At 72.7% G+C, this 14889-nt stretch carries 16 protein-coding genes; 12 read left to right on the top strand and 4 right to left on the bottom strand.

Annotated elements, in window-relative coordinates:
* The first annotated feature begins 42 nt into the window (after positions 1–42).
* Positions 43–381, top strand: a complete 339-nt coding sequence (locus tag ACFSZT_RS18545; RefSeq protein ID WP_377390735.1) for a helix-turn-helix domain-containing protein — start codon at positions 43–45, stop codon at positions 379–381.
* A gap of 52 nt (positions 382–433) precedes the next feature.
* Positions 434–895 carry a DUF6292 family protein gene (locus ACFSZT_RS18540; RefSeq protein ID WP_377390733.1) on the top strand — a complete coding sequence of 154 codons (462 nt, stop codon included), beginning with the start codon at positions 434–436 and terminating at the stop codon, positions 893–895.
* Between the two features lie 5 nt (positions 896–900).
* Here ACFSZT_RS18540 and ACFSZT_RS18535 read toward each other — a convergent pair whose 3' ends face one another.
* Positions 901–1842 (bottom strand): DNA polymerase domain-containing protein, encoded by a 942-nt coding sequence (locus ACFSZT_RS18535; RefSeq protein WP_377390731.1) that lies wholly within the window; start codon positions 1840–1842, stop codon positions 901–903.
* 123 nt (positions 1843–1965) lie between these two features.
* On the opposite strand from ACFSZT_RS18535, the gene ACFSZT_RS18530 reads away from it, so the two are divergent.
* Genes ACFSZT_RS18530 through ACFSZT_RS18510 form a run of 5 tightly spaced genes read left to right on the top strand, consistent with a single transcriptional unit; the run spans position 1966 to position 5797 of the window.
* The gene (locus ACFSZT_RS18530; RefSeq protein ID WP_377390729.1) at positions 1966–2931 is read left to right on the top strand and encodes a phytoene/squalene synthase family protein; all 966 of its coding nucleotides are present in this window, start codon (positions 1966–1968) and stop codon (positions 2929–2931) included.
* Between the two features lie 4 nt (positions 2932–2935).
* The gene (locus ACFSZT_RS18525; RefSeq protein ID WP_377390727.1) at positions 2936–3262 is read left to right on the top strand and encodes a lycopene cyclase domain-containing protein; all 327 of its coding nucleotides are present in this window, start codon (positions 2936–2938) and stop codon (positions 3260–3262) included.
* Positions 3259–3582 carry a lycopene cyclase domain-containing protein gene (locus tag ACFSZT_RS18520; RefSeq protein ID WP_377390725.1) on the top strand — a complete coding sequence of 108 codons (324 nt, stop codon included), beginning with the start codon at positions 3259–3261 and terminating at the stop codon, positions 3580–3582. Before ACFSZT_RS18525 ends, ACFSZT_RS18520 begins: the two co-directional genes overlap by 4 nt.
* Positions 3543–4283: a class I SAM-dependent methyltransferase gene (locus ACFSZT_RS18515; RefSeq protein ID WP_377390723.1), complete on the top strand. Its 741-nt coding sequence runs from the start codon at positions 3543–3545 to the stop codon at positions 4281–4283. Before ACFSZT_RS18520 ends, ACFSZT_RS18515 begins: the two co-directional genes overlap by 40 nt.
* Positions 4280–5797 (top strand): hydroxysqualene dehydroxylase, encoded by a 1518-nt coding sequence (locus ACFSZT_RS18510; RefSeq protein ID WP_377390721.1) that lies wholly within the window; start codon positions 4280–4282, stop codon positions 5795–5797. Before ACFSZT_RS18515 ends, ACFSZT_RS18510 begins: the two co-directional genes overlap by 4 nt.
* On the opposite strand, the gene ACFSZT_RS18505 is transcribed toward ACFSZT_RS18510, so the two are convergent.
* Positions 5788–6813: a DUF5914 domain-containing protein gene (locus ACFSZT_RS18505; RefSeq protein ID WP_377390719.1), complete on the bottom strand. Its 1026-nt coding sequence runs from the start codon at positions 6811–6813 to the stop codon at positions 5788–5790. The genes ACFSZT_RS18510 and ACFSZT_RS18505 overlap by 10 nt on opposite strands.
* Positions 6814–6890: 77 nt before the next feature.
* Positions 6891–7745 carry a pentapeptide repeat-containing protein gene (locus ACFSZT_RS18500; protein WP_377390717.1) on the bottom strand — a complete coding sequence of 285 codons (855 nt, stop codon included), beginning with the start codon at positions 7743–7745 and terminating at the stop codon, positions 6891–6893.
* A gap of 120 nt (positions 7746–7865) precedes the next feature.
* Between ACFSZT_RS18500 and ACFSZT_RS18495 the strand changes: the two genes are divergently transcribed.
* The 3 genes from ACFSZT_RS18495 (at position 7866) to ACFSZT_RS18485 (ending at position 12404) form a co-directional block, all read left to right on the top strand.
* Positions 7866–8549 carry an IclR family transcriptional regulator gene (locus ACFSZT_RS18495; protein ID WP_377390715.1) on the top strand — a complete coding sequence of 228 codons (684 nt, stop codon included), beginning with the start codon at positions 7866–7868 and terminating at the stop codon, positions 8547–8549.
* Positions 8550–8670: 121 nt separating this feature from the next.
* Positions 8671–11013 (top strand): cytochrome P450/oxidoreductase, encoded by a 2343-nt coding sequence (locus ACFSZT_RS18490; RefSeq protein ID WP_377390713.1) that lies wholly within the window; start codon positions 8671–8673, stop codon positions 11011–11013.
* Between the two features lie 41 nt (positions 11014–11054).
* Positions 11055–12404: an MFS transporter gene (locus ACFSZT_RS18485; RefSeq protein ID WP_377390711.1), complete on the top strand. Its 1350-nt coding sequence runs from the start codon at positions 11055–11057 to the stop codon at positions 12402–12404.
* Between the two features lie 60 nt (positions 12405–12464).
* Here ACFSZT_RS18485 and ACFSZT_RS18480 read toward each other — a convergent pair whose 3' ends face one another.
* The gene (locus ACFSZT_RS18480; RefSeq protein WP_377390709.1) at positions 12465–12734 is read right to left on the bottom strand and encodes a DUF2277 domain-containing protein; all 270 of its coding nucleotides are present in this window, start codon (positions 12732–12734) and stop codon (positions 12465–12467) included.
* Positions 12735–13068: 334 nt separating this feature from the next.
* Between ACFSZT_RS18480 and ACFSZT_RS18475 the strand changes: the two genes are divergently transcribed.
* Both ACFSZT_RS18475 and ACFSZT_RS18470 read left to right on the top strand, forming a co-directional pair.
* Positions 13069–13662 (top strand): TetR/AcrR family transcriptional regulator, encoded by a 594-nt coding sequence (locus ACFSZT_RS18475; RefSeq protein ID WP_377390707.1) that lies wholly within the window; start codon positions 13069–13071, stop codon positions 13660–13662.
* Complete coding sequence (locus tag ACFSZT_RS18470) at positions 13659–14876, top strand: NADH:flavin oxidoreductase (protein ID WP_377390705.1); 1218 nt, start codon at positions 13659–13661, stop codon at positions 14874–14876. The genes ACFSZT_RS18475 and ACFSZT_RS18470 overlap by 4 nt, the downstream gene beginning before the upstream one ends.
* Positions 14877–14889: the final 13 nt, after the last annotated feature.

Below are 14889 nucleotides of genomic sequence, written 5' to 3'. Positions count from 1 at the left end.
GTTAGACTGAGATCAACACTGCGGAAGACAGGAGGTGGTGGCATGGACCTGCGCAAACTCGACGACGAGCATCGGCCCACGTACACCACCGGCCAAGCCGCGGACATCCTGGGCGTGGAGCAACCGTTCCTGCGCAGCCTCGACAACGCGGGCGTCGTGTCCCCCGAGCGATCCAGCGGAGGCCACCGGCGTTACTCGCGGCATCAGCTCGGACAGGCGAGCCGCCTGCGCGCGCTGCTCGACGAGGGCTACAACCTCGCCGCCGCGAACCGCATCCTGCAGCTCGAGCTGGAGCTCGACCAGGCACGGCAGGAGATCACCACACTGCGCGGACAGTTGGGCCGGTCCCAGGACGGCAACGGCGGGCCACCTGGCGAGTGACGGCCGGGCGTCACGGTTCCCGGTCCGTCCCGGACGAAGCGAGGTGATCGTTGTGGACATCTACGGTTGGGACTCAACGGAATCCGCGCTGCACGCCTACGTCGGCGCGATCGTGGACGCCTTCGACACCCGGCCCGAGTACACCTGCAGCGCGTCGACCACGCCGGCGAGCGCCTATGTCGCTCTCGACGACCGCCTGCCCGACTTCCCCGACCGCGACCTGGCACTCGTCTGGGACGAGAAGCAGGGCTGGGCCGCGGCCATCGAGACACACTCCGGCGAGGACCTCATCATCGTGTCGTACCTCGGGGGCCAGGACCCCGTTCCGGAACCACGGCGCGTCGTCCGGTTCGTCGAGAAGCTCCTGGCGGGAGCCATGCCCGGGCAGCTCGAGCCGCCGTCGTTCCCGTCGTCGCCGGACCTGCCGCGCAAGTTGTTCGCCGCCGCCCGGGCCGCGAGCACGCCCAGCGCCCGCACCCGGGTCACCGCGTCGACGGCCGCGCGCGTGCTGTGACCCGCTCAGCCGCGGCGCGCCCGCGCGCGCCGCTTGCCCTCGTGCATGGCCTGCACCCGGGCCACCGGAATGGCCTGGCCCTCCTCGAGCAGGTCGGCGCCGAGCGCCTGCGGCGCGGGCATCGACTCCGCCCACGGGTCGCTGTCGCCGATCAGGCGCGGCACGGTGTGCACGGTGAAGTCCCGGGGCGAGACCTGGTCGAGCTCGTCCCACGGCACGGGGAACGACACCGGCACACCCGGCCGCGCGCGGGGGCTGTACGCGGCGGCGACGGTCGCCCCGCCCGCGCGGGTCGAGTCGAGGAAGACCCTTCCGCCGCGGTCCTCCCGGATGTAGGCCGTGGTCGCCACCGCGGGATCGAGCCGTTCGGCCCGTGCCGCGAGCGCGCGGGTCGCCGCGGCGACGTCGTCGATGGGCACGTCCCCGGCGACCGGGACGAACACGTGCACGCCCTTCGCGCCGCTCGTCTTGACCGCACCCGACAACCCGGCGTCCGCCAGTGCCTGCCGGACCAGCGCGGCAGCCCGCACGACGGCTCCGAACCCTCCGTCCACGGGCGGGTCGAGGTCGAGCACGAGGTGCGTCGCCCGCGCCCCGCGGAGCAATGTCGGGTGGTACTCGACGGCACGCTGGTTGGCGAACCACAGCAGCGTCCGCCGGTCGTTGCACAGCGCGTAGGACACCGTCCGCTGTGACGACTCCGCCCACACATCCACGCTGGGCACCCACGACGGCGCATAGGCGGGCAGATTCTTCTGCATGAACGGCCGCTGCCCGCGCAGCACCCGGATCACCGACAGTGGACGATCGCGCAGCTCGGGCAGAATCCGTGTGCTCATGACGTCGAGGTAGTCCACCAGATCGCGTTTGGTCGCGTCGGCTCCCTCGAACAACGGCTGAGCGAGGTTGGTCAGCGCGACCCCGTCCCGCTCCTCGTCGGCGCCCATCGGCTCACCCTCCTCGCCCGGACGCGGGCGGTCAAGCCGTTCACCGCCCGGCCGGCGTCCGCGCAGTCCACACGCGACCGGGCCCGTGCATCAACTTCTCCCCCGCGGGGTACCCGCTCCGGCATGGGCCGCCGCCGAGAGCTCGAGGCCGCGCGCGTGACCGAACCAGGTCTGCGCGCGGCTTATCTCCGGTGCCGCTCCCTGCACGCGCTCCACGGGCGGACGTACTTTCTCGCCACCCGGCTGCTCCGGCCCGGACAGCGCCCGGCCGTGCACGCGTTGTACGGCTTCGCCCGGTACGTGGACGACATCGTGGACGAGCAGCTGCCCGACCTCGGTACGGCGGAGGTGTCGCGGCGGCTCACGGAGATCGGCGCCGCGCTCGGCACGGGACTCAGGACCGGCACCAGCACCGATCCCCTGCTCGCGGCGGTCGTGGACACCGCGGCGCGCTACGGCATCGCGGCGGAGCTCTTCGACCGGTTCCTCGCGTCCATGCGCATGGATCTCACCCGCACCGGCTACCCGACCCGGGCCGCGCTGACCGAGTACGTGCACGGCTCGGCGGAGGTGATCGGGCTGCAGCTGCTGCCCGTGCTGGGCACCGTGTCCGCCCCGGAGGAGGCCGCCCCGCACGCCGCCGCGCTCGGGGCCGCGTTCCAGCTGACCAATTTCATCCGCGACGTCGGTGAGGACCTGGATCGCGGCCGGGTGTACCTGCCCGCCGACGAGCTCGCCGCGCACGGTGTGGACCGGGAGCTGCTGCTGTGGTGCCGGCGCAGCGGGCGCCTCGACATCCGGGTCCGGCACGCCCTCGCCGAGCAGATCGCCCGCACCCGCGCGGTGTACCGGCGGGCGCGGCCCGGCATCGCCCTGCTGGCGCCGGCGTCCCGCCCGTGCGTGGGCACGGCGTTCGCCCTGTACTCGCGCATCCTCGACCGCGTGGAGGAGCGCGGGTACGACGTGTTCTCGGGCCGGGCGGCGGTGGGCACGCCGCAGCGGCTCACGCTCGCCGCCGGCGCATTGGTGCGCACGGCGTGGGCACGCACCGCCGGTCCGCATCCGCCACCCGCCACCGTGGAGGAATGACGGCATGGACTCGACCGACCACCTGCACTACCTGCTCGTGCTCGCGGCCTGTCTGGTCGTGACGCTGCCGCTGGAGTTCCTCGGCGACGGTGTCTACCGCAAGCCGCGCAAGCTCGCCCGGGCGATCGCCCCGGCCGCGGCCGTCTTCCTGCTCTGGGACGTCACCGCGGTCGCCCTGGACGTCTGGAGCATCGACCCCCGCTACACGCTCGGATTCACCCCGCTGCCCGGGCTTCCACTGGAGGAGGTGCTGTTCTTCGTGGTGATCCCGCTGTGCGGGCTGCTCACGTTCGAGACGGCGCGCCGGTTCGAACCGGAGCCGCTCCCGTGATCGGCTACACCGTCCCGGCGCTGCTGTCGGTGCCCGCCGTGGTCCTGGTCGAACTTCTGTGGCTGCGCACCGGGTTGTTCCGGCGGCGCGCGTACTGGATCACGCTGGGCTTGGTGTTCGCGTTCCAGATCCCCGTCGACGGATGGCTGACGAAGCTGAGCGCACCGATCGTCCTCTACTCCCCCGCGCACATCTCCGGGCTGCGGTTCCCGTTCGACATCCCGGTGGAGGACTTCCTGTTCGGCTTCAGCCTCGTCACGGCCACGCTGCTCGGCTGGACATGCCAGGACCGCGACCGGACCCGGACGCCGAAGCCATGACGGGCTCGGCACTGCCGCGCCGCGACGTGCCCGCGGCGTTCGACCACACCGCACCGGCCTACGACCGGCTCGTCGGGCTGAATCCCGGCTACCACGCTCACCTGCGGCAGGCCGCCGGGGCGCTCGCCGAGGCCGGACCGCGGATCCTGGACGCGGGCTGCGGCACCGGCGCCTCCACCCGCGCGATCGTGGAGGCGGTGCCGGGCAGCCGGGTCGTGGCGGTCGACGGCTCCGCCGGGATGCTGCAGGTGGCCCGCGGCAAGGCCTGGCCGGCGGGCGTCGAGTTCGTGCACAGCCGGATCGAGGACCTGGCCGCCGCCGGGGTCGCCGGGCCGTTCGACGCGGTGTTCGCCGCCTACCTCGTGCGGAACCTGCCCGACCCGGACAGCGCGCTCGTCGCACTGCGCGACCTGCTGCGACCTGGTGGACTGCTCGTCGTGCACGACTACAGCCTGCGCCGCCACCCCGTGCCCCGGCTGCTGTGGCACGCGGTGTGCTGGTCGGTGATCATCCCGGCGGGACGCCTCGTCGCCGGGGACGCCGCGCTCTACCGCTACCTGTGGCGCAGCGTCCGCCGGTTCGATGACCCCGCGGCGTTCCTGGCGCGGCTGCGCCGAGCCGGGTTCACCGGCGCACGGTGTGAACCGGTCGAGGGCTGGCAACGCGGCATCGTCCACACGTTCCGGGCGAGGCGTCCATGAGCCGCGACCGGCGGCGCGTGGTACACCGGGCCCCGCGCGGGAGTTCCGGTTCCGGTGCGCGTACCCGGCGCGTGGTCGTCGCCGGCGGCGGGATCGCCGGGCTCACGGCCGCCGTCGCACTCGCCGAACGCGGCGTCGACGTGGACCTCCTCGAGCGGGAGCCCTACCTCGGCGGCCGGGTCGGGGGCTGGACCACCACGCTCCCGGACGGCACGGAGACCGGGATGAGCCGCGGGTTCCACGCGTTCTTCCGGCAGTACTACAACCTGCGGGCGCTGCTGCGCCGGGCCGATCCCGCGCTCGACGTGCTCACCCCGGTGGCCGACTACCCGCTCGTCGACGCACACGGCCGCGCCGACAGCTTCCGCCGGGTGCCCCGGACCCCGCCGTGGAGCGCGCTCGTGTTCGCCCTGCGCAGTCCGACCTTCACCACGCTGGACCTGCTGCGCGTCGACCGCAGGGCGGCCGCCGCCCTGCTGGACGTCCGCGTGCCCCGGACCTACCACGCACTGGACCACCTGGACGCGCGCGAGTTCCTCGACCGCGTGCGCTTTCCCGACGCCGCGCGGCATCTCGCGTTCGACGTCTTCTCCCGGAGCTTCTTCGCCCCGCCCGAGGACCTGTCTGCGGCGGAGCTCGCCGTGATGTTCCACCTGTACTTCCTCGGCTCGGCCGAGGGGTTGCTCTTCGACGTGCCGCGCGAGCCGTTCCACAGACTCTGGGACCCGCTCGCCGCCTACCTGCGCCGCCACGGCGCGCGGCTCCACCTCGCCCACCCGGTCGAGTCCGTGGAGCCGCACGGGAAGGGGTTCCGCGTGCACGCCACTGACCGGGCGTTCGATGCCGATGCCGTCGTGCTCGCCCTCGACACGCGAGGGCTGCACCGGGTCGTGGAAGCCTCGCCCGAGCTGGGGACCCGGGACTGGCGGGAGACCATCGCGGCGCAGCCGACGGCGCCGCCGTTCCTGGTCCGCAGGCTGTGGCTGGACCGGCCGGTCGAGGCCCGCAGGCCCGCGTTCCTCGCCACCGGCGGCCTGCCTCCGCTCGACAACGTGAGCGTCCTCGACCGCTACGACCGCGACGCGCAGCGCTGGGCCCGCCGTTCAGGGGGTTCCGTGGTGGAACTGCACGCCTACGCGGCGACGGGCGATCGGGACGCCACCGCCGGGGACGCGCTGGCGAGGCTGCACGCGCTGTACCCGGAGACACGTGCCGCCGAGATCGTCGCCGACCGGGTCGAGTGGCGTGCCGACTGCCCGCTGTTCCCGCCCGGCGGCTACACCCGGCGGCCCACCGTGACCACACCGGTCGCGGGGCTGATGCTCGCGGGCGACGGCGTGCGGACCGATCTGCCGGTGGCCCTCATGGAGCGCGCGGCCACCACCGGCTGGCAGGCGGCGAACCGGATCCTCGGGGCGTGGGGCATCGCCGGGCACGACCTCACCACGGTGCCCGTCCGCGGCCGTTCCGCCGTGCTACGCCGGCTCGCCGGCCGGCTGTCCGATCAGGCCTGACCGTCCGTGCGCAGGGCGTACCGGCGCTCGGCGTAGGCCAGGTCGTCCCGCCAGAGCCGCGCCGCCGCACGCCGCATCGCGGGCCGCACCAGGGGCGCGAGGGTGCGGGCGACGGCGAAGCCCGGCCGGTCCGACGTCGCGATCGTCGCCTCGAGCACCGCCGTCCGGGGCCTGCCGTCCGCGCCGGGACCGAGAGGCGTCGCGTGGGTCTCGACCACGCTGCCCTCTCCCTCCCCGGACACGATGCGCATCACGACGGTGCGCGGTTCGGGGCACCGGAACTCGGCACGCACCGGCACGCCGAGCCGGGGACCGACACGGAAGGTGACGTCCACGACGAACCGGTCGTCACCGTCGGTGGCGTCGGGTGCGGGTGCCTCCACGACGGTCAGCCGGGTGAACGAGTACGGATGAAACCACGCGCCGTGCCAGGGATCGAGCCGGTTGGCGACGACGTCGCCCGGCTCGCAGACGCCTTCCAGCCGTGTCACCGCGGTGACCCCGCGGTGCGGGTCGGGCCTGCGCGGCAGCACCGGCCGGGGCGTCGGCGGCTCGCCGCCCACGTCGTCGAGCCGTACCCAGGCGAGCACGCCGTCGTCGTGGGCGGGCAACGGGGTCCAGCCCGCCTGCCCGCGCGGCCGGACGGTGAGCCCGTGCCAGCGGCACACCACCGAACCGCAGACGATCCGGCCCTGCGCGAGCGGGGCGCCGAGGTGCGGGCACGCGCCGGGCCCGGCGACGAGCGTGCCGTCCTCGGCGCGCCACGCCACCACCTCGCGTCCGGCGACGCGGGTGCCGTACGGCCGGTCACCGCGGATGAGGCGGCTGTCGGCGAAGGCGAACCAGTTGCCGGACGGGCGAGCCCGGGCACGGTCCGCCGCGGCGTGGATGATGTCCGGGTCGGCGTGCCCGACGGTCGGTCGCTGCCGCGCCCAGGAGGTCCGGGCCACCGGCCGTACCGGCCAGCGCCGGGGCCACCGGACGCCGCCGCGCGTGTCGTTCGCCGTGTCGCTCACCCGCGCCGGTTTAGCCAGGTCGCGCTGCGCCTAAACCGGCCGACCGCGCGAGCCGCGCGGGTGGCGGTGCCCGAGTCTCAGCCGGCCGACCGCGCGCGCACCCAGTGCCGCGGCCTCCGCGCCGTGGCGGGCAGCCGCGTGCGATCGTCGCCGCGCGCCGCGTCGAGCTGGGCCTGGACGAGGAACAGGCTCGTGGTCAGGTCGGCACCGGCAAGGTCCGCGCCGCGCACATCGGCACCGGTGAGGTCGGCCAGGCGCAGGTCGGCGCCACGCAGATCGGTACCGAGGAGCAACGCGCCGCGAAGGTTGGCGCCACGCAGATCCGCTCCGCCGAGGCTCTTGCCCGCGAGATCGGCGCCGCGGAGTTCCCGGTCCGGCGCGCCGTGGCCCTTCCTGGCCAGCTCGCTCGCACGCGACAGCAGCACGTTCACCGACCGCCAGTGCGCGGCGAGATCGGTCTCGAGCAGCGCGCCGGCGTCCTGCCGCGTGAGCTGGTCGGTCGCCACGAGCGCGGCCTCGAGGTCGGCGTGGAGCACTCGCGCGGCGGGCAGCGTGCGCGCCTCGTGGAGGTAGTACAGCAGCTCGTGCAGCTCCCTCAGCACCGGGAACGCGGCGAACATGCGCTCGGCCAGCCGCGGGTCCTCGCGCCAGTCGCGCCCGCCGAAGGTCACCTGGGTCAGGTGCTGCCCCGCACCGAAACAGTCGAACACCGTGCAGCCCGGGAATCCGCTGTCGCGCAGACGGTCGTGGATGCCGCACCGCGAGTCGGCCAGCAGGTTCGGGCACGGGGTGCCCGCGGGCTTGGTGATCGCGAAGTCCGCCGACGCGGAGAACGCCGGTGCGACACAGCACAGGCCGGTGCACCGTGTGCAGTCGGCCCGCAGCCGCTCCCGGAACTCCGGGTCCGGTGTGGACGGCGGTGCTGGTGCCACGATGGTCTCCTTGACGAGCTCGGCCCCGATCGTACGAGCCCGGCGCGTCCACACCGGAGCCGGGCGCGCGTGACGGGCTCGTTACTCTCGATCCGGACAGCGAGGCGAGAAGGGACGGCGATGAGCACACTGCAGACTCTGGACCGGGGCCTGCGCGCGCTCGAGGTGATCTCCCATTCCCCTCGCGGCATCTCGGTGGCCGAGCTCGCCAAGGAGCTCGATGTCCACCGGGCGATCTGCTACCGGATCGTCGCGACCCTCGAGGACCACCTGCTCGTCGCCCGGACCGAGGACGGGCGTGTGCGCCTCGCCGTCGGTGTCGCCGTGCTCGCGTCGCGGTTCGAGCCGCAGCTTCACCTCGACGCCCGTCCCCTGCTGCAGGCGCTCGCGAACGAGACCCACGCGACCGCGTTCGTGTCCGCGGCCGAGGGGCAGGACTGCGTCGCCGTCCAGGTCGCCGAACCGGACGACCAGCTGCTGACCGTCGGCTACCGCGTCGGCAGCAGGCATCCGCTGGACAAGGGCGCCGCCGGGATCGCGATTCTCGCGCTGCGGCCCGAGGAGCCGGGCGAGCCGGAAGCGGTGCGGATCGCGCGCCGCGACGGCTACAGCCTCACGCGGGGCGAGCTGGAACGCGGCGCGGTCGGGCTCGCGGCGGGCATCCGCGTGCCCGCTGGACTCGGGCCCGGCGGCGCGGTGGAGCGGTCGGTCGGCGTCGTCGCCATCGAGGGCCTCGACACCGATCTGGCCGCGCGCGCCGTGCTGCGCACCGCCCGGCAGCTGGAACGTCTGCTCACCGCCTGATTCCCCGTCCGGGACTCTCTTGACGCGTCCTGTGGTCGCACTTACTCTCATTCCGGTTCGCCCAGCGCGACACATTGTTCGTTATTAGTAACTCAGCAGGTCACAGCAAAGGACTAGCAGGATGAGCACAGGGTCGTGCCCGATCGATCACGCCGCCCTCGGCGCTGCCGCACCCGACAGCGAAGGCACCGGCGCGGCCAGCTGCCCGGTATCGGCCAATGCGGCCGCCTTCGACCCGTTCGGCGACGCCTACCAGGCCGACCCGCCCGCCTCGTTGCGCTGGTCCCGGGACGAGGAGCCGGTGTTCTACAGCCCCTCGCTCGGCTACTGGGTCGTGACGCGCTACGACGACGTCAAGGCCGTGTTCCGCGACAACATCACGTTCTCCCCGTCCATCGCACTGGAGAAGATCACGCCCGTCTCCGAGGAGGCCACGGCGACCCTCGCGAAGTACGACTACGGGATGAACCGCACCCTGGTGAACGAGGACGAGCCCGAGCACATGCCACGCAGGCGCGTGCTGATGGAACCGTTCACCCCGGAGCAGCTCGCCCACCACGAGCCGATGGTGCGCCGCCTCACCCGCGAGTACGTCGACCGGTTCGTCGACTCCGGCAAGGCCGACCTCGTCGACGAGATGCTGTGGGAGGTGCCGCTCACGGTGGCGCTGCACTTCCTCGGCGTTCCTGAGGAGGACATGGCGACGCTGCGCAAGTTCTCCATCGCCCACACCGTCAACACCTGGGGCAGGCCGTCACCGGAGGAACAGGTCACCGTCGCCGAGAACGTCGGCAAGTTCTGGCAGTACGCGGGCACGGTGCTGGACAAGCTCCGCAAGGACCCGTCCGGGCACGGCTGGATGCCGTTCAGCATCCGCGCCCAGCGCGAGCATCCCGACATCATCACCGACTCCTACCTGCACTCGATCATGATGGCCGGCATCGTCGCCGCACACGAGACGACGGCCAACGCCGCGGCCAACGCGATCAAGCTCCTGCTGGAGAACCGCAGCGTGTGGGAGGAGATCTGCGCCGACCCCGGCCTGATCCCCAACGCGGTCGAGGAGTGCCTGCGGCATTCCGGGTCCGTCGCGGCGTGGCGCAGGCTCGTCACCAAGGACACGACCGTCGGCGGCGTGCCCATCCCCAAGGGCGCCAAGCTGCTGATCGTCAACTCCTCGGCCAACCGCGACGAGCGGCACTTCGACAACGCCGACGACGTGGACATCCGCCGCGACAACGCCACCGATCACCTCACCTTCGGCTACGGCAGCCACCAGTGCATGGGCAAGAACCTCGCCCGCATGGAGCTGCAGGTATTCCTCGAGGAGCTCACGCGCCGGCTGCCGCACATGGAGCTGGTGCCCGACCAGAAGTTCACCTACGTCCCGAACACCTCGTTCCGCGGTCCCGAGCACCTGTGGGTGCAGTGGGACCCGTCGGCGAACCCGGAACGCACCGATCCCTCGATCCTCGCCACGCGGCTGCAGCTGCGCATCGGTGAGCCGTCGAAGCGTGCGATCAGCCGTCCGGTCACCGTGCGGTCGATCGAGCGGGCGGCCGACGACGTCGTCGAGGTGACACTGGAGTCCGCCACCGGCGCGCCGCTGCCGGCATGGTCACCGGGCGCGCACATCGACCTCGAGCTGGGTGAGCTCTCCCGGCAGTACTCGCTCTGCGGCGACCCGGACGACCGCGCCACCTACCGCATCGCCGTGCTGCGGGACCCGGACAGCCGCGGCGGTTCGGCGTACGTGCACGAGGAGCTCCGGCCCGGCAGCACGCTGGCGATGCGCGGCCCGCGCAACCACTTCCGGCTCGACCCGTCGGCCCGGCACTACGTGTTCGTCGCGGGCGGGATCGGGATCACCCCGATCGTCGCGATGGCCGACCGTGTCAAGGCCGCGGGCGGCAGCTACGAGCTGCACTACTGTGGGCGCAGCACCACCGCGATGGCGCTGCTGGACCGGGTGCGGCGCGACCACGGCGACCGGCTGCACCTGCACTCGACCGCCGACGGCACCCGCCTCGACGTCGCGGCCCTGCTCGCCGAACCGGCCGAAGGCACGCAGATCTACGCCTGCGGGCCCGAGCGGCTGCTCACGGCACTGGCCGACGCCACGGCGCACTGGCCCGACGACGCCCTGCACGTGGAGCACTTCACCACCACGCAGCGCGTGCTGGACCCCAGCGTCGAGCACGGTTTCGACGTCGAACTCGCCGACTCCGGGCTCACCGTGCACGTCGGGGCCGACCAGACCGTGCTGGCCGCGTTGCGCGCGGCGAACATCGACATCCCGAGCGACTGCGAGGAAGGTCTCTGCGGCACGTGCGAGGCACCGGTGCTCGACGGCGAGGTCGACCACCGCGACGTCGTGCTCACCAAACCCGAGCGGGCGGCGAACACCAAGATGATGACCTGCTGCTCGCGCGCCTGCGGGAGCAAGCTCACGCTCGCGCTCTGATTCTCCCATCCTTTGTGGACCCCTGAAAGGAAACAACGACAATGGCGTCAACGGTGCATCACCGTGCCGAATCCACGGGGCACTCCGGCAGCGGAGCGCCCCCGGCCACCGGCTTCCGGCGGGTGCTCGCCGGCTCCATGGCGGGCGCGGTGCTCGAGTGGTACGACTTCGCGATCTACGGCGTCCTCGCGGCGACCGTGCTCGGCCCGCTCTTCTTCCCCGGTGACAGCGGGATCGTGCAGCTGCTGATGGCGCTCGCCACGCAGGGCATCGGCTTCATCGCCCGCCCGCTCGGCGGCATCGTGTTCGGCCACCTCGGCGACAAGTTCGGCCGCAAACCCATGCTGGTCGCCACGTTCCTGCTGCTCGGCACATCGACCGCGGCCATCGGCCTGCTGCCCACCTACGGGCAGATCGGCATCTGGGCCACACTGCTGCTCGTGCTGTTGCGGCTGACGCAGGGCTTCGCGCTCGGCGGCGAGTTCGGTGCCGCGGTGCTGATGGTCAGCGAGTACGGCGAACCGAAGCGGCGCGGCTTCTGGGCGTCGTGGCCGCAGGCGGGCGCTCCGCTCGGCACGGTGCTCGCGACCGTCGTGGTCACCGTGGTCGGCTGGCTGTTCCCCGGTGACGCCTTCGACGAGTGGGGCTGGCGCGTCGCGTTCCTCGTCGCGGTTCCGCTGCTGGTCGTCGGGTTCTGGGTGCGCCGCAGCGTCGAGGAGTCACCGGTGTTCCAGGCCGCTCAGGCCAAGGCCGAGGAGCGGGCGGCGATGGAGAAGCGCAAGTCCAGCGTCCTCGAGGCGCTGGCGCGGCCGAAGGCGGTGCTGGTGGGCATCGGCATGCGGCTCGGCGAGAACATCGCGTTCTACATCTACACGGTGTTCGTCATCGCCTACGCCACGACGTCCTTCGACTACGAGCGCGGCGACGTGATCCTGGCCGTGACGTTCGCGTCGGTGTGCCAGTTCGCCGGCATGATCGGCGGCGGCGCCTGGTCCGACCGCGTCGGCCGCAAGACGGCGATGCTCGTGCCGTCGGCCTTGCTGGTGGTGTGGGCACCGCTGTTCTTCTGGATGGTGCAGACGGAGAGCCTGCCGATGCTGTGGCTGGGCGCCTGTGTGGGTGCGTTCTTCCACGGCATGCTCGCGGGCCCGGAGGCCGCCTGGATCACCGAGCTGTTCCCGACGCGCTACCGCTACGCGGGCTCGTCGCTGGTGTTCCAGGGCTCGACGCTCATCGCCGGCGCCCCGGCTCCGCTCATCGCCGTGTGGCTCGTCGACAGCTTCGGCGTGGGCATGGTGATCGGGTACCTGGTGCTCACCATGGCGATCACCGTCCTGGCCGTGGCGATCAGCCGCGAGTCGAAGGCGTCGGACCTCGACGCCATCGAGTGAGCAGGACACCGCCGGGGACGACCAGGCACCGCCCGCGTCCCCGGCGGTCGTCCGCGCGTCCTAGGACCGTCCGGCGATGCGGGCCCGCACCTCGGGCCTGCGCAGTGGCGGCACCGTCGGGGGCGGGTTGCGCCGCGCGGGCAGCTCGTCGAGCAACCGGGTCGTGATCGCGGCGACCTCCGCGACGGCCTGTTCGAACGGCTCGCGGGTGGCGTCCGAGACCGACTGCACACCGCTGACCTTGCGCACGTACTGGCGTGCGGCGGCCTCGATCTCCTCGGCCGTCGCGGCGGGCTCGAGGCCCCGTAGGACCGTGATGTTGCGGCACATGCCGTTCAGCGTACGCGCGCGGCAACGTGATCGCGGCCACCGAAGCGACCCGCGGTGGTGGCCGGAGACGGGTACGGGGCCACCGTCGGTGTGCCCCCGGCACGCGGGGCGGGTGTGCCCGGCACCCGGTCGCCGCGCACTGCACGGGCGCGCGAAGGAGCCGGTGCACCACGCACGGGGGTGCGCCGGCCGGTCACGGTCGCGCCGGGTTCGTTTCCCCACTGTCCGATGTCGCCCGCCGTGGCCGCCTCGCCACGCGCCAGCGATCCGGGTGTCCAATCACTGATTGAATCGGCGCTTGAGATTCGTGGGCCGCTGCGCTCTACTGGTGCGCATGCCGTCGAAGCCGACCGCAGCACGCGCGACGTCCGAGCGCCTGCTCGACGTGGCCGAGTCCCTGCTGCTCGAACACGGCTACGACCAGGTCTCCGTCCGCGCCGTCAACGCCGCCGCCGGCATGAACCCGGCCGCCGTGCACTACCACTTCGGCTCGAAGGAAGCGCTGGTCGGCGCGCTGCTCGAACGCCGGCTCGCGCCGCTGTGGCAGGACCAGCTCGCCGAGCTCACCGCACGCAGACGCCACGGCGACCCGCCCGGCGTGGCCGAACTGGTGGACGTCGTCCTCACCCCACTCGCCGAGCTCACGCGCGATCCCCGGGGCAGACTGCACCTCCAGCTCCTCGCCCGGGTCGTCCTGCACCGGTGGGACGTCGGCTTCGCTTCGCAGTGGTTCGGCCTCGGCCCGTGGGTGAGCCTGCTGCGGGCCGTGAGAGCCGACCTCTCGACCGCCGAGGCAGGCCGTCGCTGGCTGCTGACCTTCGACCTCGTGCTGCACACCCTCGCCGCACCGGACACGACGGCGCCGCCGGGCCGTGCGGCCTTCCGGACACTGCGCTCCTTCGTCATCGCGGGATTGGACGCACCATGACCCTGTCCGCCGATGTCTTCGCCCCGGCCGCGCTCGGCCCCGTCAGACTGCGGAACCGGCTCGTCAAGGCCGCCACCTTCGAGGGGCGCACGCCGAACGGCGAGGTCACGCAACAGCTCATCGACTTCCACGTCCGCACCGCCCGCGGCGGCGTCGGGATGACCACCGTCGCCTACTGCGCCGTCGCACCGGAAGGCGGGATCGACCGGCATCAGATCCGCATGCGCGCCGACGTCGTCCCGGCACTGCGCTGGCTCACCGATTCCGTCCACGCCGAAGGCGCTGCCGTCAGCGCCCAGCTCGGCCACGCGGGACCGGTCGCGAACGCCGCCTCCAACCGCCTGCCCGCGCTGGCACCGAGTGCCCTGCCCAGCCCGCTCAGCATGCGGATGATCCGCTCGGCCAGGGCCGCGGACCTCGAACGGATCATCGCCGCCCATGCCACCGCCGCGCGCCTCGCCCGCGACGCCGGTTTCGACGCCGTCGAGCTCCACTTCGGACACAACTACCTCGCCAGCGCGTTCCTCAGCCCGAAACTCAACCGGCGCACCGACTCCTACGGCGGCAGCCTGCGCAACCGCGCCCGGCTGGCACGCGGGATCGCCAGGGCCGTCCGCGACGCCGTGGGCGACCGGATCGCCATCACCGCGAAACTCAACATGGACGACGGCGTCAGCGGAGGGTTCTGGCTGGACGAGAGCCTGCAGGTGGCGCAGTGGCTGGAGGCCGACGGCGGGCTCGACGCACTCGAGCTCACCGCGGGCAGCTCCCTGCTCAACCCCATGTATCTGTTCACCGGTGACGTCCCGCTGCGGGAATTCTCCGCGCAGTTCCCGCAGCCCCTCCGGCTCGGCATCCGGATGAGCGGCAACGCTTTCCTGCGCAGCTACCCCTACCGCGAGGCCTACCTGCTCGACAAGGCGCTCCAGTTCCGCGACGCGCTCTCGCTGCCACTGATCCTGCTCGGCGGCATCACCCGCAAGGAGACGATGAACCTCGCGATGGAACAGGGCTTCTCGTTCGTGGCGATGGCCCGCGCCCTGCTGCGCGAGCCCGATCTGCCGAACCTGCTCCGCGACGAACCGGGACACCGCTCGCTCTGCGTGCACTGCAACAAGTGCATGCCGACGATCTACCGCGGGACCCACTGTGTGCTGGCCTCCGAGCCGGTGCTCACCGAACTGGGCACCCCGCAGCGGGCCCGCGCGCGCTGACGGGCGCGGCTCG

Origin of the sequence: Prauserella oleivorans, from assembly GCF_042685745.1 — a bacterium.
In the GTDB taxonomy this organism is placed as follows: Bacteria; Actinomycetota; Actinomycetes; order Mycobacteriales; family Pseudonocardiaceae; genus Prauserella_A; species Prauserella_A oleivorans.
The sequence above is the reverse complement of the archived record's forward strand: the minus strand, read 5'-3'. Positions and strand labels throughout refer to the sequence as shown.